Origin of the sequence: Haloterrigena turkmenica DSM 5511, assembly GCF_000025325.1 — an archaeon.
GTDB classification, from domain to species: domain Archaea; phylum Halobacteriota; class Halobacteria; order Halobacteriales; family Natrialbaceae; genus Haloterrigena; species Haloterrigena turkmenica.
The window spans coordinates 60951-87819 of the sequence record NC_013746.1; the positions used below are offsets into that span (position 1 = coordinate 60951).

Here is a 26869-nt window from a genome sequence, read left to right on the forward strand (position 1 = left end):
TCAGTATGTTGCGTCCACGATGTCATCGTCGAGGGCGTCGAACTGATCGAGATACGAGCGCCGCTCGGTGCGAAGCGACGCTTGAGCGTCCTCAAAGTCTTCGACGTGGTCAGTGATTACATACTGGTCGATATCGATACCGGGAACCGACGTCGGAACCGTGAGGTCAAGCACGTCGTCATCAACCCACTCGATGGTCCCGCGTGCGACACCGTCGAGAATCGCGACTGTTTCCTCGACGCCAACATCGACGGGATCGTCGGTGCCGACCACGCCCGTGTTGATCACGTAGCACTCGACGTCGAGATTGGCGATGAGGTCCCGGAACCGGTTACCCTCCTCACCCTCCGGGCCGATAATAAAGGGGTTGGTACCGACGACACGAATCGACTCGCCGATCCGTGAGGGATCACCCGCGCTCGTCTCCACGGACTCTCCAAGCATGAACGTGACCGCCGCCTGGGCGTCCGTGAGTTTCGCGATCGGCGGCATAAGGGGGTTTCGGGTGATGAAGAACACTTGGTCGACACCAAGCAGGTCGACATCGTCAGACGCACTTCCGAGGTGGTCACGGCGAATTACGGCCCGCGCGTTCTGGCCGTACTGTGGGTCGTCGAAGTGGACGGCTCCGTCCTCATCGACGGCTACATTCTCGAGAACTGCACTTTCGTCGGTTGCTGCGTCGTGAAGTTCAGGCTGCTCGTCGGCCTCTAGGCCGAGCGTTTTGATGTATAGTCCACCGCCCTCGCTACCCGCGACTGTCCCCGAAGGGAGGAGTGCACAGACATCGTCTTGGATCATCTTTGCGTTCTCAGGGTCCTCAAGCCAGAGACCGTGGCTCGTGAGCGTCGATTTCCCGGTCCCGGAGAGGCCGAGAAAAAGCTGGCCAACATCCTGCAGTCCGTCAGCGTCGTCGATAGTAACGCGCTTACTACCGGCGTGGAGACCGAGCCCACCCTGTTGTTTAGCGCGGAGCATGAACAACCGGAGGAACGACTTTTTCGCCTCACCGGTGTAGTCGCTCCCCAGTACCGTCGTGACACCGGCCTCTGGGAGCACGCGAACCTTCGGTTCTGACGTCGCCTCCGGTATCTGTACGGTCACGAAGTCAGGGTCTGTCCCAGTAGCGGGTTCGAGGAGCTTTGCCCACGCCAGCGCGATGCGGCTGTACTCCCGCGGGAGAAACAACCGGCAGACGTACGACGACTCGGAATGCCGGCCGACGACGCGGTCAATACAAACGACATCGTTGTCGGGGTTTTGGATCCACTCGAAGCCGCACTCGAAGACGCGGAAATCCTCGTCGCCGAAGCTGTCATCGACAGCGTTCTTCGTTTGGTCGGTACTCCGTGAGCGGTATTCGCTGACGTACGCAGGGGCGCCATAGTCCGTCGTCGTCTCTAGATGCGAGGAGTACTCTCGAAGCACTGCCAACGACGGATTGTACGTAATGTGGTCAGCCTTCACTGGGTCAGGATAGTCCGTGATTGTGGGTCTATCGTAAGAGGATCCCATGCTACGGCACTGTAGGAAAAAGGTTAATAAATTTGTGGTCTATGATTTCATTTGCACTCGCGATATTTTCGTAGACCACCGTAAGAGAAACATGGCGTTACGAGATATGTTACATCTTTTTCAGACATCTGAAGGTAAGTGTTCTGAGGACGCTGTCAATGTCGTGTTTCTCGCGTAATTCCGTGAATACACCGGAAGGCGTCTGTTATCATTGTCCACGTCCTCCTGCCGTCGGCTTCACCATAGAGAATTGGATCTTATGTTGGGGAGAATATTAGATAAATGCAATTATATTTCATATCCCTCGGTCTTGGAAATATTCTTCTTCTGGGAGATCTATGTTCGCATCACCTTTCATCCCCTTGCCAAGGTTCTTCGAAATCTTGGTGAGCTGTTCAGGGTCGTTCCAGTGATTCGTTGCCTCGACGACCGCCTTAGCCATCGCGGACGGGTTCTCCGCACCGAAGATACCGCTGCCAACGAAAATTCCATCGCATTCGTGGTACATCATGAGCGCGGCGTCGGCTGGTGTCGCGATGCCACCTGCCGCGAAATTCACGACCGGCAGTCGACCACGGTCGGCGGTCTCGTGGACTAGTTCCATAGGCGCCTCAATCTCACGGGCGTAGGCTTCACGCTCTTCGTGGGTCATTCCTTCCAATTTGCGGATCGAACCCTTAATCTGGCGCTGATGGTGAACGGCCTGGTTGACGTTACCAGTGCCTGCTTCGCCCTTAGTGCGAATCATCGCCGCGCCCTCCTCGATGCGCCGGAGCGCCTCACCGAGGTTGCGCGCGCCACAGACAAACGGCACCGTAAAGTCGCGCTTGTCGATATGGTAGGCGTCATCAGCGGGAGTGAGTACCTCGCTCTCGTCAACCATGTCCACACCAACGGCCTCGAGGATCTGGGCTTCCTTTCTGTGGCCGATACGAGCCTTGCCCATCACTGGAATCGATACTTCGTTGACGATCTCTTCAACGTCTGCGGGGTCAGCCATCCGGGCAACACCGCCACGTTTGCGGATGTCTGCCGGTACTGCTTCTAGTGCCATGACAGCGACCGCACCAGCGTCCTCGGCGATCCGAGCCTGCTCTGGATTGATGACATCCATAATGACACCGCCTTTTTGCATCTGTGCAAAGCCACGTTTGATGAGGTCAGTTCCATATTGGAGACTCTCCAAGTCACTTGCCATTTGCTTCTTCTAATGTATAGATAGATGCTCCATATACTTTTTTTGTATATAGGTTCGAAAATCAAACCTGGAAGAACTACCTCCGAAGGCCGAATGAATCGACTTGGAGTATTCTTCTCAACTACCAGCTATCTACTACTTGCACTGCTTAATTGAACAGCATTCTCAGAAAAACCGTGTGTACTGATACCATTCCCACTACATTCGACCTAGTCGTCGTGAACACCGATGATGAGGTTGTGGTGATTGATCTTCGTACGGACGTGTGGAACGATATCCACAAAAATTTATTTTGTTTTACTCACTTCTCTGGTGAGTAGAGCTAACAATAACCGTTTCCAACAGTAGTAATCGTGAGTATCTCGGTTTTCTCACGATGAGTACTGGCTATTGATCGGTCTTTGCAATGAGCTCTACTTCGACATCGGCTTCTGGACGAGCTAGAGAAACAATAAACGCACTCCGTGCAGGATACGGTTCAGGCATATATTCAGAGTAAACCTCATTGAACCCTTCAAAGTGATCAGTGTCTGTAAGAAGCACAGTCGCCTTCACTACATTATCTAGTGAAGAGTTGGACTCTTCAAGAACAGAAGATAGGTTCTCCATGACTTGTTCGGTTTGTTCTTTAATACCTCCCTCGACGTACGTGCCGTCTGATTCTCTCGGAAGCTGGCCCGATGTAAATACGAGGTCGTCCTCTACAATTGCTTGGGAAAGTGGGGAACTACTAGGTGCAACTTCGCTAGCCTGGATTTGTCTCATGCTACATCAAGATATGAACAGTCCTTATACAAATAGATTTCCATAAGTAGGCAGGGTTCAGATAAGGTCGGAGGTCGAGGCAGACGTAGTTTCTTGGTGTCTATGCCAGAAACTCGCCGCCTCACCGACTGTAGCGGCTTCCCCGAGTTAGGATTTGTGGAGCGAGAGGTGACATCCGAGCCGGCGATAAAGCTCGGTATCCGCTCCACTTGGCGGGGTTGTCGCTGTCAGATACCGTCTTGGTCCTCGAAAGTGGGTGTCAACCGCTGTCGATCTACCAGACAGTGGTTCAGGCTAACGACCAGCGCCACTAGCTTTCCGCCACAGTCACTCCCGACACGAACCGCCTACTACACGTCCGACTCTTTCCGATCAGAACCCAAGCGGTAACCGAAATGTTCCTTTCGGAAATCAAGAGAACCATCTCGTTGAAGACGCCTCTTTCTGGTTGATGGAGCGCCGTGGTTGCAGGCGGACTGTCAACGTCGTGGGCTCCGACTCCAGTATGTCACCCACGGGAATGGGAATGTCGCCGAACACGTATTTAAATAACGGAAATGCCGAACAAACGTATTTGCCAACCACTTCAGACATGCCCAGCCAGAAACCACTGAAACCTGGCTCCGATCATTTTCTGCCTGCTGGATTCAGCTAATCTGAACAATTCCCCTCCCAAATCTGATAACAGTCGAAGAAATAGCTTGACGTTACTCTAGCGAGTCAGGTCTTCAACCCATGCCCTGTGAGCGGCATCACAACGTCCGCGTCCGGCTCAAGACTCCCCTGTTCTCGGTATTCCTGCAGTGCTGCAGGAGCGATCGCCGATGTAGGTTCCACGTAGAATCCGTTCGCATGCAGCCGGTCCAACTCGGCTTCGACTGTATCTTCTGTAATCGCAATGGCATCCCCGTTTGTCGCAGCTATCGCGTCGAGGAGTTGCTGTTTCCGTGTCGGCTCTCGTATGTGGACGCCATCTGCAACATCGTTCTCACTCGTGGGGACTGTGTGGAGTTCACTCGCTATCGGTGCATATCCCGCCGCTTGCGCGCCGAGCAGACGGGGGACCGAATCAATCCACCCTGCTTCAGACAACGCCTTGAATCCACGGTACACTCCGAGGAAGAGCGTCCCGTGGCCGAGTGGCATCACGACCGCATCGGGAACATTCCAGTCACGTTGGAGTGCAACTTCGTACGCGAACGTCGCCGTCCCAGCAAAGAACGCTGGACTCCACGAATGACTCGCGTACCATGCATCGCCCGATTCGACAGCCTCGATGCATGCATCGGTTGCGGCTTGGCGTTCGCCTTCGATTCGAATCGGTGTTGCACCGACCCGTTCGATTCCCCGGAGCTTTCCCTCTCTTACAGAGGCCGGAACGTAAATCTCTGCGTCGAGTCCAGCGCGAGCCGCGTAGGTTGCGATGGCAGCCCCTCCGTTCCCCGATGAATCCTCGACGACTCGATCTGCGCCGCACGCAAGTGCATGGCTGATCGTGGTGGTTGCCCCCCGATCTTTGAAGCTACCTGTTGGCGAGACATATTCGAGTTTAAACTGAGCATCCCATGTCGATGATGAAACCAGCGGCGTCATTCCTTCGCCGAGAGAGACACCTTTCTCAACCGGAATGAACATATCGAACGACCAGAGTCCATCTCGCGTATCAAACTGAGCTGGGTCTGGCCGGTCGGTTGTCGGAAGCGGTTGCTCAGCAAAGTCAAGTACACCGCCGCATTCGCACCGCCATCGGTCTGCATATGTCTGCCCACAAGAGGAACAGACAAGCTCTGGTCGAACCATACATTTGCTCAGTCAGCCGCACCTAAGTAAGCATCGGTTCGATAGGTAGTGACACGTTTGACTGAATACGTGGTCCAGGATGACGGCCCTATACCCAAGTGCGTGCGCGAAGATATGATACTATATGTCGATCGAACCGCTAGTTCTACGAACTGCTCACTCCTTCAATTCCTTAACTAAGAGCTGACCTCTTCAGGAGATTTGAAAACATCGTCAAGGCGCTGTACTGCGATGCCAACAATAGTTCGGATGCGTGTTTTTTGTAGGTTCAAATCACTATAGTAACATCCGAGTTCCTGTAGTGTCTCCTCGCTTCCTCGGTATCCGTAGGTATTCTGTGAAAGTCGGCCTTCAGGACATCGAGTTGTCGCGATAATTGGCGTGTTATTTTCGGTTATAGTTCTTAGTACAGAGATGAGTCACGGAGGGATGTGTCCGGCACCTAGTGTTGCGAGACAGAGCGCATCGCTTTCCTCAGCGGAAGCGAGCTGTTCTGGAGGCATATCTGCGGTCACAACGGCTGCATGTACGTTGTCATACACCCCATTCTGAATTTGTCGGTAGATCAATGGATACTGTCTCAAACCCATGTTTCGTACGATAAGCTGTTACGTGACGTACTCGCCGAAATACTGACCTACCGATTTGCTATAGCCATCGGCAGATGGTGTCCTGGTGGCAGCGAAGTAACCGACACTGTATCTCTATGAAATTCGCCGAACACTAGTGTGATGGTCAGTGCGTATCTTCGGTGAGCTGACTTCCGAGAGCCTGTTAGCTTCAAACCTTCAACTGGTTTCGCATAGGAGTTTTACTGAGTCTATTCGTTGCTGTTAGCGGACCTTCCCTCTCGCCTGCACCTCCCATAACTCTTCGACCTGGTCGTCTCGAACGCCAATGATGAGGTCGTGGAGGTTGATCGTCGTGCAGACGTGGGGGACGATGAACTCCAGCCGGTCGCCCACTGCGAACGACTCGTCCGAGTTGCTGGTGTCGATCCACCCGTGTTCCTCACTGGCGTTGGCGTATTCGATATCGTCCCGATTCTTCGGGACCGGCATCTGTGGTTTGTCCAGGGAGAACGTCTTGCTACCTCCGTCGACGACGAGTCGGTCGTCGTCCGGCACGGAGATGACCGTAGTGACAATCGTCGCGGCGCAGTCGTCCTTCGATACTTCCCACGGGCGGAGTTCGAGTTCGCCAACGTCGTTGAAGGGATACATCCCCGGGTTGATCTCGGTGACCACCGGATGCTTGCCACTGTACCTCGACGTCGCCGTCCCGCCGACCTTCACCTCGTCGACGGGGATTCCAGCGGCCTCGATGTCGTCGACCACGTCCTCGCCGAGTTCCATCGCCTCCCAGCACAGTTCGTCGAACTCCGATTCGGTCTCCGCTTCGGCCTTCACGTGGGACTCGTACGCGAGGATGCCGTCGAACGAGAGGTTGGCCGCTTCGTCGATCCGTTCCGCAAGAGCGACGGCCTCCGGACCGGGAGCGACGCCAGTCCTGTGCAATCCCACGTCGACCTCGAGTATGACGTCGGCCGTTATCTCGTGGGCTTGAGCGGCGTCCTGAAGCAGGTCTATCGTCGCCGCAGAGTCAACCGTCGTTGCCAATTTCTCGACCTTCTGTGAGAGCCAGCAGAACCGGTCGAGTTTCCGCTCGCCGACGACCTGATAGGAGAGGTAGATATCGTCGATCCCGTTTCGCGCCATTGTCTCCACCTCGCCCAGCGTCTGACAACAGATTCCACCACCGTCGGTCATTTCATCCTCAAGCGCCGCGAGTTCGGCGTTCTTGTGCGTCTTGATGTGTGAACGGAGCGTCACGTCATTCTCATCGGCAACTGCCGCGTACTCTTCGATGTTACGCTCCATTGCATCGATGTCGACGAGCAATGCCGGGGTTTCGAGGTCCTCAACTGGTTGATACAGCGTCGGAGCCATCTTGTCCGTAGTCCAACTGGACATATCCCAGGATAGTTCTCTGGAGATGATAAAGGTTGTCAACACGGGTGAACGCAGATTTTCTCCGGTGATGACGCTTAGACAGTACACCCTGATCCATGCGAGTGCCGTAGGGAAGGCGGTTCTGGCGGAGAATCCGATGGAATACGTCCACGACATTATTGAAGGGCTACGGAGACACACGCAGAACACACTCACCGACCGTAAGACGCTCCTTGAGGAACTGAAGAAAATCAGGGAATGGGGATATGCGACGACCGATGGGGAGAGCAGAGACGGGATTCAGGCAGCTGCACGGGTGGTCCAGGGGTCGAACCAGGGCGCCCTCGGTTCGATATCGATCTACGGACCAACGTATAACTTCCCATCATACGAGATAGTAGCCGAGACTCTGTTACCGGCAGTTGATGAACTTGAGGAGGAGATCCGAAGTCGGTGGAAAAAGGAATTGTAGCGTCGCCGTTCGTCAGTCGAACTTAGTGGTGGACTCGGCAATGGACTCAACGGCGGACTCGGCACCTCTGGGGCCCCCAGACACCCGAGCTGAAGTCGATTGCACCATTCCACTTAGCAACAGGCATCGTTACCGCGAGGTCGCCGCTGATGTTCGTCATCATCCGCATTCGGTCTAAGATAGGATCAACGCCCACAACGAATCCGATGGCTTCGAGCGGGAGCCTGAGTTGTGTCAGCACAAACGATACATGAGAAGCTCGACCCAGGCACGCCGGCCGTGCCGATGCTCGCCAGCACCGCCACCGTGACGACAGTGAACTGCTCGACGATGCCGATCTGAACACCGACTAAGTTAGCTGCGAAAATAGCGGCGACGCTCTGGTACAGGGCGGTCCCATCCATATTAATAGTCGCGCCGAGTGGGAGAGAAAAGCTGTACACCTCTTCTTCCACTTGCAAGTTCTCATCAGCGTTCGACATCGACACTGGGAGTGTCCCACTGGAGGAGCGAATGCTGAGCGCCGTAATGAGCGCGTCGCGGATACCGCGGAGGAAACTCGTTGGTGATTGACCGACGAGCAGCACGATAATGCCGCCGAGGTGGACCACCGCCATGTGGAGGGTCACACCGACCGCTAGCGTGAGAATGAGCAAGGCAAACGGCACGATAGCATCTATGCCTGCCTCCCCGAATACGCCTGCCATCAGCGCGAATACGCCGATCACCCCGTACTCCATCACACCCCAGACGACCTTGAACATTGCCTCGGCCCCTGCCTCCGCGAGGTCGTAGAAGATCTCGATACCGTTGCGGATATCTTCACTGTTAGTCCTCTGCTCGACGAGCGCGAGCGCGAGGCCAAATATAATCGCGAAAAAGATGGTTGGAAGCACATCGCCGTTCGCCATCGCGCCGATGGGGTTCTCCGGGACGATGCCGAGAAACACCTCAACGATGCTAGGGGCCTCAGAGGTTTGAGCCTCTGCCTCACCGCTAAGTTCGATTCCAGTGCCTGGATTGATGAAGTTCGCGGCCGCCAATCCAATTGCGACAGCGAAGGCGGACGAGATCGCGTACAGTAGGACGACCTGCCCGCCGATTTTCCCGAGGTGGCTCGGGGATAGCCGTCTGGCCCCCATTACCAGAGTAAACACGACGAGGGGGATGATGAGTATACTCAATAATCTAATAAAAAGATCTCCGAGTGGCTGGAGCCGTGTCGCCAGCTGACCGACAAACAGCCCAACCAGTGAGCCGAGGACAAAGGCTATTCCAATCCGATATTCGATCGGGATTGACCGATACTGCTGCCAGGTATTGCTTACCACACTCATGCTCCATCCCAATGTTTCCCTGGACTCCCATAAACCCTATAGTAATGAAAGTCCATGAGGGACTTCTTCTCTGAGCCCGAATATTTCTCGTTGGGACGGAAGGTTTTCGTATTTATCGAATTTTATATTGGATATGACTGCTATAGTGTAATTCTCTCCGTTAGGATCGCTACCTTCTGTGCTCTCGCCTTTTCCGAATATTCCAAATAAGCCATAACCGCTTCCACATACCGAATTTTAAGTAGGGGCCTGCACATCTTTCGTCTAGCCCTCAAAAGCCATCAAAGACCCCATGGTGTATGTGCCAGGAAAAGATATCCTGGTTAGTAAGCTCCCGATCTTCCCGGCGATAGCGTAGTATTACAGGTTTCTCTATCGAGTCATGATTACGCCAGCATGACGGATACCCTCTCAGTACTGCACTATTCCGGATAATACGAATACTATATTAGATTTCATTCGGCAAGGTGGAACAAGCCCATGAGCAAGACGTATTCTTTCCAAACTGACCCAACTAGATAAGGAGTGTTACAACCATACTACTGTAATGACATCCGGGTTTCTAGGCAAAAAGTATTACAACCGTACTGCTGTAATCGCCCAGATTCGCAATGTACAACTCGGAGTCAACGCCCCATCGACTCTCTGGATATATCTGAGTAGGTCTACTGATCTGCCCATTGGGATGTGCGTTTTTCAGTGCTCATAGTCCAGACTGTACCCCACCGGTATTTAAAATTTGTATTTGTCGAATAGAAAGATCCAGCGAGCTACTGATTTCTAAGAGCCATAGTGGGGGAACCAGCTGTAGAAGAGCCTGGTTCAGTATCTGAGCAAGCCGAACCAGACTTCGACATGAGACTGTCCCCCCACGTCTCACGACGTAATTCGCAGAGATCGGGGTCATCGAAAGCCCAGTTGGACCAGGGCCCACAATTCACAAACCGTGATCCGAATCAACGGCCAGCAGTTCTGGCTGTAAACTGCTGTGGATCTAAAAGCGAACGAATTCTTGCTTCTACGGCTATCTACGTCAACTATAACGTCAAAGTGTGAGTTCTAATTCAAACTCATTGACGATCTCCTTGACTGCACGTGGTAGGTCCTCACGGAACGTTTCCCCTGTCATCGAGTGTTTTGGGCCAGAAACAGAGAAGGCTCCAATAACGTTTCCAGCAGTGTCTTTAGCTGGGACTCCAACTGCTCGAACGCCCTGAATATTCTCACAGTCATTAAGTGCAAACCCGTTCTGACGGATTTCCTTTAGTTCGTCCAGAAGCGGTTCAATATTGGTAATCGTCTTCTCTGTCCGTGCTTCTAGTCCTTGTGCTGTAAGTCTTTCTCGGGCAATGGGTTCGGGTAACTCGGCTAAAATCGCTTTTCCAGTTGCGAGACAATGGAGGGGTGCGTGTTGTCCCGGTTCTTCATGCTCCCAAGATGGCTGGCTACCAGAGAACTTGTGCACGAATATACATTTTCCATGTTCTTCCGTCACAAATTCTGCACGGTACCCTGTTTCCTCGACCAGTTTCTTAGTGTATTCTTCTGCCAGTTCACGAGCTTCTGTTCTGTGTTGTGTATATCTCCCCATTTCAAGGAAGCGAAGCCCAAGATGGTATATATCCCCTTCTTTTACCACCATCTCTTTCTCTTCAAGGGTTTTCAGATATCCATGGATGGTGCTTGGTGCTAAATCAAAGGCGTCTGCAAGCTCTGTAACGCGGGCTCCATCAACTCTCTGGATATGTCTGAGTAGGTCTATCGACCGACCGACAGTTTTGAGTGTGCGTTTTTCAGTGCCCATAGTCCATACTGTGCTCCATAGGCATTTAAAGTTCTCATTTGCCAAATAGAGGATGTCAAAGTTAGAGGATTGCATTGTGAAGAGCTGCGAAGGCTTTGACCCAGTGATCTACTGGTTTCCAGGAGCTATAGTGGGGAACCAGCTGTAGAAGAGCCTGGTTCGGTATTTAAGCAGGCCAAACCAGGCTTCGACGAGAAATCCTCAGCAGGCACTTCGTTGCGGCGTATGAGGGGTATCAGTTTATCTACGCCCATGTTGGCCAGGACGAGGACTATGCTGTCAAGGATGTCAACGATGCCCTTCTCGAGGCAGCCCAGCAGTTACACGGGCTTATCGGTGGGGGTGCGGATGCACCCGGCCACCAGCAACTACTTGATGACACTATCCGCAGGTGTTAGATGGTCGGCGATTCATACTTGCAGGTCCTCGGTGGCGGGCTCGTGTGGGTCAACTTCAGACATCTTCCGCCCGACACACCGCCGCAAGTGGTCGGACATACACGTCACGAGCGGGTGACACAGAAGAGGACGCTCATCTGTGAGAATGTTATCCGTAGAGCCGTTGGGTCGCCGGGAGGCGAAGCAGTCGTCGTGGAAATATCCGACTGGACTACTGTCCTGCGCCGGAAGTCGGACGGAAGTGTGAAAGAAACGTCACCCGTGAGTGAACGTGGCGAGTGAACGACGACGTCCTACTCGCCAAGTTCGAACTCGATACTTTCGACGTCTCCTTTTGAGGATCGATCGGTAATGTAGATAGGTCCGATCGCACCCGTGTGGTCAACGTGAGTCCCGCCACATGGACACAGGTCGAAAGTGTCGATTTCGACGACCCGGAGTGGGTCAACGCTGTCCGGAATCTGGTCAAATTGTGTGCGCCCCTCCGGTGTTTCGGCTTCGACTTCAGTCCGTTGGCGTTCGGCTTTCGTGACTTGGAAGTCCGCATCGACGATACGGTTGGATTCCCGTTCAATGGTCGCTACGTCCGTGGCATCGAAGTCCGCGGGTTCGAAGTCGATGTGGGAGCGGTCGACGTGTACCTGATTGCCGACCGTGGCAGCGTCAAACATGTCTAAGACGACTTTAGAGACGACGTGTTGGGCAGTGTGCATCCGTCGAAGGCGCTCCCGGCGCTGGGCATCTATCTCGCCGGTGATGCAGGTCCCGGAGTCAGGAACTGTCCCCTCAATGGCCTCAACATAGTGGCGCACGTCGCCGTGATTCTTGCGCACGTCTCGAATCGTCGCTGAGCCTCCGTCCCACGAGAGCTGGCCGCGGTCAGCCGGCTGGCCACCACCTTCCGGATAAAAGTACGTCCCGTCCAGTACTAGGTACTCCTGTGTCGCCTCTGTGACTGTCGCCTGGAACGAGGTAACATCGTCTGCATCCGGGAGATATCGGAGTTCGGTCATACTACTCAATAGGGCTGCTCGGCAAAAAACTCCTTGGTTGTGTCGAAGACATCCTCAACCACAGGGGGGATATTACCCGAAAATATTCCTCGCGAGAGTCGATATCGACTGTGGAGTGTGTCACGGTTGTCGTCGGGGAGGACGTACTCAATCTCGGTGCGTCCATCAACGGTTGCCAGCGACACGTACTCGTCGTGGAAGGTCGCACACCGCTTGTCGTAGACAACCGTTGGCTTCGAGAGATGTGGCTTGCCCGCGTTGCCCTTCGAGTGGGATACTGTTGCCCAGCCACGTGCGCAGTTCCTCGACGACCTCCAAGTTCGCACCGTCCTTGACTCGGGAGACAAACCAGCCGTCGTTCGCGTCGATACGGTCGAACAGCCAGAAGTCGTAGGATCCGAGGTCAAGCAAGATGAGTGCATCAGCTACCCACTCGCCGGTGGGTAGCTGGCTCCGCTCTTGGGTTTTCGCGTCGGTTGTCCGGAACCGTGTCGGGAGACCAGTTGAGAGGGACTCGATGAGATGGAGTTTTAGCCCGGCCTGGTCGCCACCGGTTGCTGCGTAGACATCAGCAGCGTCCTGGTACAGCGAGACGATGGTCGCGTCGGCGATGAGGACGTCTTGAAAGCGTTCGAGGCGTCCGTTCAAGTCGGCTCGTCCGGTCTCGAGATTCTCGATGGCGTCATCGAGAATCTCTCGAAGGAGCGCAACGAACGCCGGTTCGAACCAGTCGTAGAACGTTGCGTAGGAGAGTTCGTCACAGTCAGCCATTTCGACGTAGCGTTCGAGAATGCCTGGATCGAGCGATCTGATCCAGCAGCGAAACCAAAGGAAGTGTGTAGAACAGCGCAACCACGTCGAACTTCCGCTCTCGCTCAACCAGTGACGTTGCGCGAGCGCGCTCGCGCAACTCATCGGAGAGAAACGCTCTTTGAATCCGGCCAACGATTACTGAATCCGGTGGGCTGTATGGCATAACACCCACCGGGTTTCTGACACCAGTAGTTCCAGCGATATCTAATCAACAAACAGCGGTTGGTCATTGCGTTAAACTAGAACGCATAGCCCCGGCATAGACTCACCCTGCAGTCATACAGGCGGATCGCCACCTAAATGATCTGGCGATCCGTCCGATAGCACTCGAACAACTTACTCTTCTCCAGCACCTCAGCCAACGCGAGAAGATTCAGGTTATCGGCTCCAATAGGAGCCAACCTTCCCGTCCGTTTCGCGAAGTCAACGGTACCTGTACAATCCGCGACATCCCGATGGGGCGCTTGGGATAGAGCACCGAGTCGAGGAGCATAGTGAGGTCGTGCATTTCAGGCCACCGATATCAGACGAGACGGACAACCACCAGACGCAAGTTGAGCGGACGGACGATATTGTCAGGGACAACCGTCTCCGGCATGTCCGCGATTGAGGCCGCGTTCACGGAGAGCACATGGGGTTCCTCGCACTGTCCCTCCAGCTTGTCAAAGCGATTACCAACTAGATATAGTTAACTTTAAGTGCATGCATAATGGCTCTCTTCCTGTGTCACAGACACATGGCTGGTAATAGCATGCGCAGATCGTGGCAGAAGTATCGTTCCGTTCCCATCATCTATCGGATCGGCGTAGCGTTCATTCTCGGATCGGTTTTAGGACTAATAGTCGGCGAACCGGCGACCCGTCTTGAGCCACTCGGCACTCTTTTTGTCCGACTTCTCACGATGATTATCATACCCATTGTGTTCTTCACTCTGCTGATGGGGGCACGGCGGCTCTCTCCTTCGAGTCTCGGGAAAATCGGTGCTCAAACTGTATTTCTATATATTATTACGACCGGTGTAGCAATCGGATTTGGACTATTAGTTGGGAATTTGATAAATCCTGGAACCGGCCTCGAACTGGCCGATACAAATGTTGAGCCTGAAGAAGCACCCAGTATGCTTGAAGTCTTCCTGAACATCGTCCCGGAGAATCCGGTGGGTTCGATGGCCGAGGGGAGTGTCCTCCCAACGATCTTTTTCACTATCGTGTTCGGTCTGGCGCTGACATACCTTCTAGACGAATACGATGCCGGGACAACCGTTCACGAGGGCGCTCAGACGGTGTTCAACATCGCCGAGACCGGTGCGGAGGCGATGTTCAAAATTGTCTGGGGCGTCATGGAGTATGGCGTTATCGGGGTATTCGCATTGATGGCAGCGACATTTGGGCAAGCAGGCGTCAGTGCCATCGTGCCGTACGCAAAACTGATTGGAGCGGTTGCCCTCGCAGTTGGACTCCACATCGGAGTCACGTACCTCTTAATTATACAGGTTGGGCTACTCCGGAGATCGCCGATAGACTTCCTGCGAGGAGCTAAGGATGCGATGGTGACTGCCTTGAGTATCCGTTCGAGTAGCGGAACGCTTCCAGTTACCATGGAAGACGCTGACAAGAACTTCGGCGTCAACGAGGAAGTTTACAGCTTCTCACTGCCACTCGGGGCGACAATTAACATGGACGGGACAGCGATGTACCAGGGCATTGCAGCTATTTTTGCTGCCAACATGGTGGGACAGACGCTTACCCTCGGAGAGCAACTGACTGTCCTTGTGACAGCCCTCCTCGCAAGCGTTGGAACCGCTGGCGTTCCTGGGAGTGGGTTAATCATGCTAACCTTAGTTCTCACCCAACTCGGACTCCCGCTTGAGGTCGTTGGTATGGTGGCAGGTGTCGATCCGATACTAGATCGGATGCGGACGATGAACAACGTGACTGGTGACCTCGCGGTGACGACCCTCATTGCCGACTGGAACGGCAAGATAGACCTCACGGGAACCGTCTGGGAGGTGACAGATAAGGTGAGTTCGGTTACGAGCACCGACTGAGTCATCAATTGTTCCGATTTAATGACTCGGATAGTCGCATAGGGCGGTGTTCAGATAAGGATGAAGAGTGAGGCGGAACGATCGTTGAGTGGTCAATGCTCGAAATCGCCCGCCTCAACGGAGGTAGAGACTGCTTCGAGTTAGATTTTGTGGAGCGAGAGGCGACACCCATCGTCGTTCTCGACGCAGCTCGTCGCCCCAAGCGCCCGGTAATCTGGATCCAGCGACTGGACCTCCGCGTACCCGAGGTCCATCAGGACGGCCCACAGCTGGCCGTACGCGTCGCCATCCGGGACGACAAGGTCGATATCTTTCGTCGCCCCCTTGAGGTCGCGCAGCGACATCGCGCCACCACCGATCAAGTAGACTGTGAGCGGTGCAGATAGGCCATCCCCGATCCGCTGGAATTCGTTCTCGATGTACTCGCGGCCGAATGTTGGTCTCATTGTGGTAGTGGCAGCTCGTAGTCAGCCGCCAGCTCCTGGAACTCGTTCCATGCCGGGAGACGGTCGTCGTCGACATCGCCGTGCGTCTCGAGGTAGCGGAGCGAGGCGTCGATTTCGGCTTCGAGGCCATACTTCGCCGCCTGCTCTCGGAGGTCCGTCTCGTCGACGTCGACGTGACTGAGCAGGAGGAGACAGTACGAGCGGTGGCGGCTGCCGTCGTCGATGAGCAGCGTGTGACAGCAGAGCTCTGCCGGCGAGACTGCGTCGAGGTCCTCGGAGTAAACGTAGTAGCGGTGGCCGGTGAGCAGGAACTGGAGGTCGAAGGCTGCGAATCGAGCGAGGCTGGTTTCGTGGAACGCCTCCGCATCGATTTCCGTCTCGGTCTGGGCGAGGAATTCGTCGTAGTCCTCCCAGAGAATCGTCCCCTTCGGGGCGACGGCTTCGAGGCGTAGGAGATATGTAGGTACTGTGAGTCGCGTATTTTCGACCACGGTCCTCTCTGTGTCCGCGATTGTGACGATATTGAGTCAGTGAGCGAGCGGCCCTCAACGAGAGAGCACACTGCGGAAACGCCGTGGACAGATGGTGGCCATGGGATCTCCTCCGAATCGGTCCGCGGAGTCGACTGTCGACAGACTGATCGAGCGGTATACGAGTTAGTAGCGGTACGTTGCTTACAACCGCGTGCTGTGTGCAGTGTGTTAAGTTAGGTTGATAGCTGAGAGCTCATGCCCGGTCTGCTTGGTCGGGGACATGGTCACTCGTGGACGTCAACTGTCTCGTCCCCAATGCTCTCCTGGGAGGTCTCTCCAGGGATCTCGGTTCCTTCCATGATCTTGACTCGGCGTTCCTTGCTGGTCACGCCGCTCCGGCCACTCTTGGTCTTGTCAACCTTGATCCGGTCCTTCGTAAGGTCCTTCATGGCGCCGATCGTTCGGGAGACGAGTTTCTTCGCGTAGGCATCGTCAACGGCACCACGACCGAGTTCACGGCGGATCCAGTGCTTCATCTCACTGGCGTCGATGTACGCTCGGACACCCTTGCAGCCGTTCTTCCACGGGTTGTCAACTTCGCTATCACGTGCCTGCCAGAGTCTCGCTGCGAGGTAGTCTCCTTTCGTCTTGGCCGTCCGATCGAGCATCTCGTCGTCCATCTGAGCCAGCTGCTGGATCGGGAGGAGATCAGCGTGTGCCAGGTTCGTCGATCCCCCTCGAGCAAGCGGGTCCTCGCTTTCGGGTAGGCGGTAGTACTCGCCACTGTCCTTCTGAATCTTCTCGAGTCGGCCTTCCTTGATTGGGAGGTCGAACTCGATGACAATCTCCGCGGGCAGATGCGCGCCCTTCTCGAGTTCGCGGGCCATCAATTCGTTCAGCCGATTGTCGTTAAGATCGGTCGCAGCATCGAAACGGGCGTGCTTCCGATCTTGTTCATCGGCGACCTCGTCCAGTTGCTCCTCGAGCTTGGAGATCCGGTTGTCCTTCTGCTTGATGACGTCCTGTTGCTCCTCGACAATCGCCTCGAGTTCGTCGACGCGCTCGCGTAGCTGCTGTAGTTCGGCGGCAAGTTGTTCGTTCGTCGGTGCGGTTGTCGTGTCCGGGTGGATTGACATTCTGTGTTCGAATTCCTGCGATTAGTTTTCTCGCGATGCTTCTACGAAATGCAGACTCGCCTCTCGAGGGGGAGTGGTAAGCCGCGCAAGACAGAGCCGCAGCTCCTCGAGAGGCGAACCTTTATGACGATCTAGGTCGCAGAATTGAGTAGCCAACTTAGGGGGTGCGGTTCCCCCTTCTCCTGCGACCCACACCGATAAGCTGTGGATGTGTTCTTCCTATCGTGTTGCCTAACCGGTAGACGTGGATGGTACTTAAAACCGGCCGTCACGTCAGACGAATCTCCCATCGTGATCCACCCGCTACAGACCGCTGCTGAGTTCCACCATGTGGATCGTAGCTGCCCGTAGCGGAGATTTCCTTGGGACACTCGTCTCAGCGCGTCGCCACTCCCACGCAGTCGTCTCGAGTTTGCACCCAAAGCGGTTGGCTCGAAGGACCGGCGACGCCGCCGCCGGCGGCCTTGAACTGACTCGCGGGACACGTAACCGTCGTCGTGTACTCCGATTCGTCCGGCTGGGCCATCTCTCGGAGTGAGTTCGAATCCGAGAGTGGAACGTAGTCGATGCACGACGACGCCATGATGGTGAGTTCGTCCTCGCTGTCACGAAGCGTGAGCGTCTGGGTCTCGGGGTTGTCGATTCCGACGAGTCCGCGGTCGAACGTGTCGTGCTCGATGGTGATCGTGACCGCCTCGTGGTTGGTCTCGTACTCGACCGGGATGGAGATGCCGCCCGCGAGGACGTGTGCCCCATCGACGATCTAGGCCTCGATAGCGTCGGCTTCGAAGAGCTCATGGAATGCTCAAGGCGTAAGCCGGACAAAGACTTTCTCACGGTCATCCTTATTCGCCCGCTCTGGTGCAGCGAGGCTCTGATGAATCGCCAGAGCCGAGTTAGGCTTTGGCTGGGAGTCGGTCGTCAATCGCCTCGACAATGAGGTCCAAATCGAGGTCACTGCCGTGAGCCCGGCACTGTCTAGTGCGCTCGCAAACGTCGACTGCTTAGCTTATCTCCTCTGAGCACCTCTCTACAGGGATGGGACGGAAGAAGCATATCGTCAACCTCTCTGACGAGGAACGAAGCAAACTTGAGGCGGTTATTTCGACGGGTGAACACAGAGCTGAGGACATCACCCGTGCACGAATCCTTCTAAAGGCTGATGAGGGGCTCACAGATCCCACGATCTGTGAGCACCTCGGCTGTTCGATCTCTACACCGTATCGCACGCGCAAAGCGTACTCCGAGCGAGGGCTTGCGGCGCTACACCGCCGCAAGCCCGACCGCGACTACGAGCCAAAGCTCGATGGTCGTGGTGAGGCCCATTTGGTCGCACTCGCGTGCTCTGACCCACCAGCGGGGCGCTCTCGATGGACGTATCAACTTCTCGCCGATCGGTTGGTCACTCTCGAGGAGATCTCGAGTCGGTCTCCCGAGAGACTGTTCGACAGCGGCTAAAAAAACGATCTGAAACCGCATCGCTCGAACTACTGGCTGATTCCACCAAAACAGAACGCTAAGTTCGTCTACCGCATGGAAGACGTTCTTGCGCTCTACCATGAACCGTACGACGAAGACCGCCCAGTCATCTGCTTCGACGAATCTAGCAAAACGCTCCACAAGCATGTACGCGACCCGCTCCCGGTGCGACCGGGAGCGGTCGCATGCGAAGACACCCACTACGAACGTAACGGTAAGCGAAAAATCCACGTCGTCACCGAACCGCTCACCGGCTGGCGGCACGTCACGGTCACGCCGAGACGACGCAAGCGCGAGTTCGTCGAACAACTGCAAGAGCTTGCGGATGAGCACTACCCGGATGCGACCTGCATCCGGGTAGTGCTCGACAATCTCAGCACGCACAATCCGGCTGCCTTCTACGAGTTTTGTACCCCGAAGGAAGCCCGAGAGTATCTCGACCGATTCGAGTTTCACTTCACTCCGGTTCACGGCAGCTGGCTCAATATGGCGGAAATCGAGCTGAGTGCGCTTCGTACCCAGTGCCTCAACCGACGCATTCCTGACGCGGCGACACTCCGAACGGAGGTCGCCGCGTGGGAACAGCACCGAAACAAGGTTCCATCTGCTATCGAGTGGCAGTTCTCAACGACCGACGCTCGAACCAAACTTCGAACGCTCTATCCCGTCTCGAATGACGCTTGAAGCAACACTAGTTAGCGCGGTTTGAGAAGCGAGCAGGTCGTAAAGCTAGTTTGGCATGTAGCTCGCAGACCTGCTTAGCGAGTGCTACGCGGCGGATTTTGATGAATCTTGGGAGCGTGAGCGGACGGCGACGCCCATCAGGGTGTTCGCCGTCCGCCTCCACGCGACCGGATGTTTGCTTCAGGAGACACAAGCGATTCTTCGCCTGATCGGCGTTGAACGCTCTCATCCGGCGATCTGGAACTGGGTTCGTCGGCTGGCTGACAGCGTGCCAGACCCGCCGACGTCCACGAGAACACAATTCTCGTGCGGCCCATCAGAACGCTTCGCGTTCTGCGGACGGCGCAGCCGTCGCGGGTCGCTATTGATGAAACCGCTGTTAGAATTAACGGTGACCGATCTTGGATGTACGCTGCAATAGGCCTCGACACGAAACTCATCCTCAATGTCGCACTCTTTGGACAGCAAGGCACCGATCCAGCTGCTGTGTTTCTGCATGGACTCGCCGAGAAACACGATCTCTCCGACGCTGAGTTTCTCGTCGATGGTGCTGGCTATCTGACTGCCATCTCTCGATTAGAATTGAGCAGTCACCTCGACTATGTTGATCGAAACCACATCGAAAAGTGGTTTCACACGCTCAAAATGCGGATCGACCGCTTTCATAACTCGTGGGTCGGCAGTCGGGCGAGCGTCAGGGAATGGCTTGAACAGTTCGTACACTACTATAACACACAGCGGCCGAATCAGTCACTCAACGGACAGACGCCAGCGGAGGTGCTAAACTAGACAGTGACGGCTATAGATAGTGATCTCACAGCTGACACCACAACATCACCATCACTCAGTCCTGCGGTTTTCCGTATCTAGACAGTGCCGGAATATCCCAGTTGACCGGACGGGTATATACGCAATGTTTACAGAAGATGAACGTTATAGATCAACCCCTAACATTGGTTTATTTATATTTCCGTGATCTGAGCGTGATTTCCGTCGACGGCCTGCGCGTCCTCTTCTAACAGCGCCACGACGAGATACGGCACGTGGGACTCGAAGTACTCGAGCAGCGTCGCGATCCGCTCGGCGTCGATCGCCTCGAGGGAGTCAAGCAGCATGAACGGCAGCGTCTCGTAGACGTCGTGGACGAGGTACCCCGCGAGCGCGAACACGAGGCCGATTACCTCGCGTTCGCTCTCGCTCAAGTGCGTGATCGTGTCCTCGTAGGCCGCACCGGAGTCGGTGCTCCGCACGATTTTGAGATCGAACGACGACTTCGTAACCTTCCGACGGCCTTCGCGGACCTCCCGCGTGGTGCGATCGATCCAGATCCGGTCGAGATTCTCGTACTCGAGGATCTCGAGGAGGTTCTCCATGTGTTCGTTGAAACTCTCCACGGCGGTCTTCTCGATCTGATCGATCCGCGTTCGAAGGTCCGTCAGTTCGTCGGTGACGTCCTCGCGGCGCTCCTCAAGCGTCGAGCGCTCCTCGAGTCGTTCCTCGATCGACGCGATCTCGTCGTCAATCTCGTCGCGCTCGCGCTCCTTGCGCTCGAGTTCGAACTCGAGCTGGTTGACCTCCTTGTGCTGGTCGAGCACGTCGCTCTGATCGGGTGTCTCGAGGTCGTCGATTTCAGCCTCGAGCTCGTCGATCTCCTCGGTGAGAGCCTCGCGGTCGTCGGTCAGATCGTCGATCCGATCGCGTCGGCGTTCGATCTCGTCCTCGATCGAGTCGAGACGCCGCTGGGCCTGTCGGTACTCAGTTCGATTCTCGTTGATTTTCGACAGCGTTTCCTGGTGCTCCTCGAGTTCGGAACTGATCTCCGAGCGCTCCTCGAGTCGCTCCCGGCGCACGTTCTGCAACTGCTCGACGGTCGAATCGACGTATTCCGCCGCGGGATCAGTTCCGCGGCGGCGTTTTTATATCGGCTCACACTTGAGCCAGTTCTACTGGCGGTTGCGGAAGAAACGTAACAAGCTACTTATTCCAATTCCGACAGCTGAAGCAATATCAACTGACTCGGCAGTAATGAACTGCTTGCGCAATATAGGAGTTCGCGTCCTGGACCGACGTTCACGGCGCCGTGATCCCAGCAGTCCAGAGTACCGCTGAACGAGCGCAGACGATTCGAGGTGAGCAACAGTGAGCGAAACCTACGAACCCCACTGGATCCAGAAACTCCAAACTGGCGAGTATAGAGTCTTAATACGATCAGCAGCGGGCAGAGAAGTCTCCACAAGCTTCCGAACACGGCCCGCCAACGCCTGATCGAATCACCCGGACGCTGTTCGCCCTAGGCCCGAAGGTCCGCCCGATCGTTGAGGCGATCGACGGTCGTAAGCGCAATGATGAGATCGAACTGACGGCGCGGCGTCGGGCCCTCGAGACCGCTGCGGGATCGGTGGCCGTCTACTTCGGCCTCGGCTGTGACCACGAGTGGTGGCTCGCGTACGATCCGGTCGACGGGTACCCAGGTGATTACGACGGCTCGTACCACCTCTGGTCAACCTACCCGACCGGCAGGTGGGACCACCGTCGCTTCCGTCGATCGACCACGAACTCGAGAACGCGTACGGCAAGCATGATCGCGACCGTGAGTGCGAGATTTACAGATCGAAAACGGTGTGTCTCGAGGACGCGCCGAATTTCATTCGACGGGTGGTGTGTAGCGATGGCGAGTAACGGTTGGGATCCCTACGACGTCCTCGAGCGGCCAACACTGGCCGAACAGATCGAGCCCTACCGCATCTATGGCGATACGGAGTTCGCGTTGTCGCTACTGGCCTTCTATTGCCAATATGCCGTCCCGGTCCCGGCGCTCGGAACGGACGGCGATCGCCACACCTTCGAGGTGAGATGCCGACCGGCTGATATCGGTGCGGACTATCACTACTCCAACTGTGTCGAACTCGTTCGAGGCGTTGCTCGGCCTGGAGAACACGTCTGTCAATATCCGCTGTGTAGTGAGACGCCGAGTATGGTAGTACTCGGGTGCGGGGTAAGCGACGATGACTGGCCCGAAGTCTATCCGCCGACTCGAGGAGAGCGACGACGGCGTCCGCGTCGTCACGAAAGACATCTCTGACCTGTATGACTCTCGGCGAACGTCCTCTCGCGAGAGTACCAGGCACTGTTCACCGACACGCCACCGAAGAAGGGCGGCCCCGATCGCGTCCAGGTCGCTAGTGCCGCCCGGATCGATGACGGGGCGCCGTAGCAGATCCACGGGACGAACGGTATCCACGCAGAGGTGCCGCTCGTCGAGTGCAAGCTCACCGACACTGAGCATGCCTACTGTGACGAACATCCGCTGTACCGCGATACTGAGTCGGTCATCGAATTCGAGATCTCGCACCCAGAGGACCTCCGGTCGGCATCACGAACCACGACTGCGGACGCTTCGACTGCCTTGAGGCCGTCATCGAGGACCACGATCGGCGCCACGACATGTTCATGGGGTTGCAGGAACGTCTCGAGAGCGAGCACGTGCGAGCGAATCAGTGCACCTGCATGAGGGAGCTCTCACCAACGTCGACCCCGAGTAAAACCCAGAAGACAGTCACAACGACAGGAAGGCTCGCGAGCATCTGTACGATATGGCAGGGATGCGGAAGGACGCCAATCTGACCGACTTTGAGTCGCTCGCCGGCTTCGAGTACTGGACGCTCTCGAGTGCTCGACGTCCACGAACTAGACCTCAAAATGTGGAATCTGTGTGGTCCAGTGTCGCCGGCTATCCCGAGTGGACCTCCTGCAAGGAGTGTGAACCGTCGGACCGCCGGCGGTGTTCCTGCCGGTCAACCTCGAGCGTCGCGACGGACGGCGTCAAGTCTGCGACCGGTGTGTCGATCGGAAGGCCGGGTGCGATAGCTTCCCACAGTACACAGAAGAGAACGTGGCTACAGCACGTGACGAACGAGCGCAAAACGAAGGTGGTCAACGGAATCTGACCGGAGAATACGAATGAGTCGCCCGTCGATCTCTAAAGAGAAGCGGGTTGTTAGATGTCTTCGTTTTTAGCCGACTTTATCCGCTTCTCTATAAACCGTTCTGGGAACTCATCGAAGTTCTCGATTGCAACCTCGAGTACGATATCGTGTAGTTCCCGGAGTTCGTCGTCGCTGATATCCTGTTTCCGGAGCTCCGGTATCACTTCGATTCCGAGCTGTTTCTCGAAGCGTTTCATTCATTCGAGCAACTACCGAGAAAGTACCTGGCTAGACACGATTCCCAGACAGGGCACGAAAAGCCGCGATGAATGGTTATGAAGTGGGGGTGCGGCAATGACCGTTCTGCCGCATTCTGATCTTAAGTCGTAGGACAGAAATCAGTGACTCCAAAGGATGTTGGCGCAGCATCTATTCCCGAACACACCAGCGCTCGTTGGCACTTCGAACGCTGGTATAGTAGATTCTCGAATCTATCGCGAACGTCATAACGTGTAGTGCACGTAGCAGAGACGTCAGGACGCGGGATGACACACTACGTTTCGAGCGAAAACAGGCCATTCATCGACGTTCCACAAGAGTCCGAGCCGACCCAGCAGCGCGACGAGTGCCGCGTTGCGCGTCGGTGTGCCTCGAGTTCCATTCAGACGTCTTCGTCGCATTCGTTGACGACCCACGGCTCGCCCTCACGGAAGTCGTGATGGGTCACCTCGAACCGGGAATGGGGAACGCTGATCGATAGATGGTCACCGAAGTCGATGATCTCCATGGGCGTCTCAGTGGTCCCCAGAAGATCCCAGCAGGGCGGACGTCGGGGACAATTCCCAACACCATGGGAGAGTTCCTTGAGCTGCCGGCGCGTCAGCTCGACCATCGCGTCCTGGTCGTCGTGGACCTGAACGCGAACCGTCTCAGAATCCGTTTTCCGAAGTAACTCGCGGTCGTGGGGATGCGATTGGCCGTGATTCGTTCGATCTCCATAAGTCTCGCGATGGACGCGCTCCTGCTCGTCAGCAGGTGGTTCGGGTTTCGATGATTACTGGTCTTCGTGGATCTCGACCCGATCGTCGTTCCACTCGACCATCGCCAGTGTCTCGCCGGTATCAGCGTGGACAATCTCGTTGCCCTTGAGGAAGTCGCGATAGCTCATCTCGAACTAGCCGTGAGGAACGTTGATCAGTGTCGGCTGGACAGGACGACGTTGGACCGATCCTCGATTAGTGGTGGGTGTCGCTATAATAGCGCGGATCTCTCGAGAGAGTAAACACCATAGAGGAAAACACTCACTCCATGGCAGAACGACTTTCTATAGGTTCAATCTATGCAGTGACCTCTGTAGCGCTCTTTGCGACCGAGTTGCAACTGTAGAGTAAGCGCCTCAGAGAACCTATCTTCCCGTCACAGCATTATGTTGTTGATCAGAATTACTTAAAGAACGGCTAGGCTGGATTCTTCGCAGGAAACACCCCTATACATTATTTGGGGCTTCTTACTGCCGTTCACGGAGTAGAAACAGTATGGGGGATTTTTACGAACAGGGGTGGGGGAAACACTCGCGGCGCGCACATCACGGTGTAACGCTGGGGGTGGCGCGTTACACCGCAGGAACTCATCCCTTTCAGTGTGCCGCGAGTGTGAGAGATACCACCATATCTATGTATATAAAACTACTCTGAACTAACACCCCGTTGTATGGTCAATCCTATCACTCGAGGACGTTGGTAGCGAAGATTGTAGCAATCCTCAAACCCGAGAATTTAGAAGAACGGCTTACTTTCGTTGCAGACATTCCCCCCCTCAAAGCGTCCATGCAAAGGGCGGGTCAACTGATGTGTGATAGACTAGCAAACAGTCAACTGACCGACCTTCGGTACGATCCCATGATTCCGAAGGTGGGACAAATCCAATCATTGGTCACTCTTGAAGGGGTATTGGCAGGCCCACAATACCCTTTCAACTGAGGCAGTCATAGAACGGTTCTCATACCTACAACACGAATACCCGAATTCGATGAGTAGAAGTGAAGCAGGTAATAGAGTGTCGATCGATTCGGAAACTACATTATCCTCCTTTTTTCATTGCTGAAAAGTCCGACAGAACCTGCTGCCTATCGCGATCCATAGGCGCTTACCGGTCATGTGAGCGAACAGTCAACTTGTCGCCTTCAAACAAGATTCGATAGTGGTCAAAAGTAAAGGAGACAGTGACCAGCTCGGATTTTTGATCCCGGACGAGCTCATCGAGTGCGTCCGGGTCAACGTGATCATATAAGGTGGTTTCGAGTTCGATGGCAAGCTCGGTTGGATCGATACCCGTGACGGTTGCGAGAGCGGAGACTGTGGCGATGCTCGGTGGTGTAGCCGACCAATCGTACGCTCTTTGGAAGTGAATAGTGGTCAAATCAGACCTGTGCCCGCCGCTCACTTGGGTGTCCTCACCCATAGTCTGCCTATGTCAATAAACTCCATAAATGTACTGTAATTTTCCGAGTAAAGGCCGATGTGAGTTCACACTGCTTGTTCTCCGTTGAGTCGCCATGTAAAGATCGTCCGGAGGACGACAACGAGGCTATTTCGATCGCCTGCGCCCCAGATCGCCGTTTCTTCAATCTCATTTGCGCCGTCGGAACCATTTACGAGAGCACTGACGAGCGCCGTCTCTTCGTCAGTGATCAATAGGCTCCCAGCGGGCGTATCCTGCCATTCCCACAACGTTTCGAACAGCTCGGCAGACGGTACTATTTTCTGAATTTGATTTTGGACATCGTCTGAAATGCCTGCAAGGTAGATGTCTACTCCACGGTCTTCGGCGGCCTGAAGCTGATCGAGATGCTCGTCGGTAAGTAACTCATCGACGGTCATATAGACGATTTGCTCGTCTGCGTCGCCGATGAACTCATCAATACGAGACGCGACCGCCTCCCGACCGGTCACCGTCCAGACGCCGAACTGTTCGCGTTGTGGTTGGGCCGGCCCGATCACCTCTAAACACTCTGCAAGTTCAATGATTGTGTTTTCACGTTGGGTGTTGAGCATGCGGATGATCGACTCCTCCGAGATTACCGTGAATTTCCGTGGCGTCGTGTGCTGGATGTCGATGAAGCCCAGTTCGTGGAGCCGATCAGTCGCTTCGTACACACGAGTGCGAGGGACACCGTTGATGCGGGTAATGTCTTGTGTGGTTCCTGTACCGAGCCGAAAGAGGTTGATCAGCGTCTGGGCTTCGTATTGGGATAGCCCGAGATCTTGTAATCGGTCGAGAGCCTCAGCTTCGGCCTGCTCTTCGTCAAATGATACCATATCTGGCGGTATGATCCAGAGTCGAATAAAGCCTGCTCGAGCAACTAGTTCATTGGTTGTTTGTTGAACTCAGTCTCTATGTCGGTCACAACGCTTCTGGCAGAAGCCAAGTAGTTCGGACTACCTGTCTGAACTCACAGTGCGAATGGGGTATGTGATCCGACTTGAATTGTAAATGGGTGCTTGGTCAGTGCAGAGGATATAGTTACCAGTACACTCAGCTATCCTTTGTTCTACATATCTACGTCTTCGAGAACGGACCCATCGCTACTGAGAATACGAAGATCGCCATCG

Annotated in this window: 17 protein-coding genes and 10 pseudogenes; 8 read left to right on the top strand and 19 right to left on the bottom strand. The window is 55.2% G+C overall.

From position 1 onward, the window contains the following. The 3 genes from HTUR_RS23515 to HTUR_RS26330 all read right to left on the bottom strand — a co-directional run bounded on the left by HTUR_RS23515 (position 1) and on the right by HTUR_RS26330 (position 3478). The gene (locus HTUR_RS23515; protein WP_012945868.1) at positions 1 to 1515 is read right to left on the bottom strand and encodes a phosphoenolpyruvate carboxykinase (ATP); all 1515 of its coding nucleotides are present in this window, start codon (positions 1513 to 1515) and stop codon (positions 1 to 3) included. A gap of 295 nt (positions 1516 to 1810) precedes the next feature. Further along, positions 1811 to 2713 (bottom strand): pyridoxal 5'-phosphate synthase lyase subunit PdxS, encoded by a 903-nt coding sequence (gene pdxS, locus HTUR_RS23520; protein WP_012945869.1) that lies wholly within the window; start codon positions 2711 to 2713, stop codon positions 1811 to 1813. A gap of 387 nt (positions 2714 to 3100) precedes the next feature. After that, positions 3101 to 3478 carry a RidA family protein gene (locus HTUR_RS26330; protein WP_081443538.1) on the bottom strand — a complete coding sequence of 126 codons (378 nt, stop codon included), beginning with the start codon at positions 3476 to 3478 and terminating at the stop codon, positions 3101 to 3103. 102 nt (positions 3479 to 3580) lie between these two features. Between HTUR_RS26330 and HTUR_RS26335 the strand changes: the two are divergent. Next, positions 3581 to 4138 (top strand): annotated as a pseudogene (locus HTUR_RS26335) (IS6 family transposase). 60 nt (positions 4139 to 4198) lie between these two features. Here the strand turns inward: HTUR_RS26335 and HTUR_RS23525 are convergent. Then, positions 4199 to 5278, bottom strand: coding sequence for a pyridoxal-phosphate dependent enzyme (locus HTUR_RS23525; protein ID WP_012945870.1), 1080 nt, complete (start codon positions 5276 to 5278; stop codon positions 4199 to 4201). 833 nt (positions 5279 to 6111) lie between these two features. Then, positions 6112 to 7251 carry an alanine racemase gene (locus HTUR_RS23530; RefSeq protein WP_148225479.1) on the bottom strand — a complete coding sequence of 380 codons (1140 nt, stop codon included), beginning with the start codon at positions 7249 to 7251 and terminating at the stop codon, positions 6112 to 6114. 22 nt (positions 7252 to 7273) lie between these two features. On the opposite strand from HTUR_RS23530, the gene HTUR_RS23535 reads away from it, so the two are divergent. Then, positions 7274 to 7702 (top strand): IclR family transcriptional regulator domain-containing protein, encoded by a 429-nt coding sequence (locus tag HTUR_RS23535; protein ID WP_449271842.1) that lies wholly within the window; start codon positions 7274 to 7276, stop codon positions 7700 to 7702. 46 nt (positions 7703 to 7748) lie between these two features. Here the strand turns inward: HTUR_RS23535 and HTUR_RS23540 are convergent. Continuing rightward, positions 7749 to 9039, bottom strand: a pseudogene (locus HTUR_RS23540) (dicarboxylate/amino acid:cation symporter). Positions 9040 to 9979: 940 nt separating this feature from the next. On the opposite strand from HTUR_RS23540, the pseudogene HTUR_RS28295 reads away from it, so the two are divergent. After that, positions 9980 to 10087: pseudogene (locus tag HTUR_RS28295) on the top strand (IS6 family transposase); the annotation flags it as partial. On the opposite strand, the gene HTUR_RS26340 reads toward HTUR_RS28295, so the two are convergent. The 4 genes and pseudogenes from HTUR_RS26340 to HTUR_RS23555 all read right to left on the bottom strand — a co-directional run. After that, positions 10085 to 10843: an IclR family transcriptional regulator gene (locus HTUR_RS26340; protein WP_187291522.1), complete on the bottom strand. Its 759-nt coding sequence runs from the start codon at positions 10841 to 10843 to the stop codon at positions 10085 to 10087. The pseudogene HTUR_RS28295 and the gene HTUR_RS26340 overlap by 3 nt on opposite strands. 691 nt (positions 10844 to 11534) lie before the next feature. After that, on the bottom strand, positions 11535 to 12254 hold the full coding sequence (locus HTUR_RS23550; RefSeq protein ID WP_012945874.1) for an alanyl-tRNA editing protein: 720 nt from the start codon (positions 12252 to 12254) through the stop codon (positions 11535 to 11537). A 101-nt stretch (positions 12255 to 12355) separates the two neighbouring features. Further along, positions 12356 to 12511: pseudogene (locus HTUR_RS28300) on the bottom strand (RNA-guided endonuclease TnpB family protein); the annotation flags it as partial. After that, positions 12501 to 13230, bottom strand: a pseudogene (locus HTUR_RS23555) (IS4 family transposase); the annotation flags it as partial. The pseudogenes HTUR_RS23555 and HTUR_RS28300, both read right to left, overlap by 11 nt. 573 nt (positions 13231 to 13803) lie before the next feature. Here HTUR_RS23555 and HTUR_RS23560 point away from each other — a divergent pair. Together HTUR_RS23560 and HTUR_RS28870 are read left to right on the top strand one after the other, a co-directional pair. Beyond that, positions 13804 to 15114, top strand: coding sequence for a dicarboxylate/amino acid:cation symporter (locus HTUR_RS23560; RefSeq protein WP_049942136.1), 1311 nt, complete (start codon positions 13804 to 13806; stop codon positions 15112 to 15114). A gap of 95 nt (positions 15115 to 15209) precedes the next feature. After that, positions 15210 to 15284, top strand: a pseudogene (locus HTUR_RS28870) (IS6 family transposase); the annotation flags it as partial. Here the strand turns inward: HTUR_RS28870 and HTUR_RS23565 are convergent. From HTUR_RS23565 to HTUR_RS23575, 3 genes and pseudogenes are all read right to left on the bottom strand, one after another. Further along, positions 15267 to 15560: pseudogene (locus tag HTUR_RS23565) on the bottom strand (hypothetical protein); the annotation flags it as partial. The pseudogenes HTUR_RS28870 and HTUR_RS23565 sit on opposite strands and share 18 nt — an antisense overlap. Further along, positions 15557 to 16009, bottom strand: a pseudogene (locus HTUR_RS23570) (transcriptional regulator TrmB); the annotation flags it as partial. The pseudogenes HTUR_RS23570 and HTUR_RS23565, both read right to left, overlap by 4 nt. Positions 16010 to 16317: 308 nt before the next feature. Continuing rightward, positions 16318 to 17169 (bottom strand): hypothetical protein, encoded by an 852-nt coding sequence (locus tag HTUR_RS23575; protein ID WP_012945877.1) that lies wholly within the window; start codon positions 17167 to 17169, stop codon positions 16318 to 16320. Positions 17170 to 18207: 1038 nt separating this feature from the next. On the opposite strand from HTUR_RS23575, the gene HTUR_RS28305 reads away from it, so the two are divergent. The 3 genes and pseudogenes from HTUR_RS28305 (at position 18208) to HTUR_RS26360 (ending at position 20121) form a co-directional block, all read left to right on the top strand. Then, positions 18208 to 18627, top strand: coding sequence for a helix-turn-helix domain-containing protein (locus tag HTUR_RS28305; RefSeq protein ID WP_081443540.1), 420 nt, complete (start codon positions 18208 to 18210; stop codon positions 18625 to 18627). Positions 18628 to 18636: 9 nt separating this feature from the next. Then, entirely contained in the window at positions 18637 to 19332 is a 696-nt protein-coding gene (locus HTUR_RS28310; protein ID WP_226377591.1) for an IS630 family transposase, read from the top strand. Positions 19333 to 19402: 70 nt separating this feature from the next. After that, positions 19403 to 20121 (top strand): annotated as a pseudogene (locus HTUR_RS26360) (IS6 family transposase). Between the two features lie 173 nt (positions 20122 to 20294). Here HTUR_RS26360 and HTUR_RS23605 read toward each other — a convergent pair. The 6 genes and pseudogenes from HTUR_RS23605 to HTUR_RS23625 all read right to left on the bottom strand — a co-directional run. Beyond that, positions 20295 to 21236, bottom strand: a pseudogene (locus tag HTUR_RS23605) (archaea-specific SMC-related protein); the annotation flags it as partial. An 869-nt stretch (positions 21237 to 22105) separates the two neighbouring features. Beyond that, complete coding sequence (locus HTUR_RS27735) at positions 22106 to 22684, bottom strand: hypothetical protein (protein ID WP_187291523.1); 579 nt, start codon at positions 22682 to 22684, stop codon at positions 22106 to 22108. A gap of 645 nt (positions 22685 to 23329) precedes the next feature. Next, a complete protein-coding gene (locus tag HTUR_RS23615; protein WP_012945881.1) occupies positions 23330 to 23515 on the bottom strand; it encodes a hypothetical protein in 186 nt (61 codons plus the stop codon). A 404-nt stretch (positions 23516 to 23919) separates the two neighbouring features. Continuing rightward, complete coding sequence (locus tag HTUR_RS28500; protein WP_264183152.1) at positions 23920 to 24045, bottom strand: hypothetical protein; 126 nt, start codon at positions 24043 to 24045, stop codon at positions 23920 to 23922. 1358 nt (positions 24046 to 25403) lie between these two features. Beyond that, a complete protein-coding gene (locus HTUR_RS23620) occupies positions 25404 to 25718 on the bottom strand; it encodes a HalOD1 output domain-containing protein (RefSeq protein WP_012945884.1) in 315 nt (104 codons plus the stop codon). A 65-nt stretch (positions 25719 to 25783) separates the two neighbouring features. Then, positions 25784 to 26575 (bottom strand): TrmB family transcriptional regulator, encoded by a 792-nt coding sequence (locus HTUR_RS23625; protein WP_012945885.1) that lies wholly within the window; start codon positions 26573 to 26575, stop codon positions 25784 to 25786. Positions 26576 to 26869: the final 294 nt, after the last annotated feature.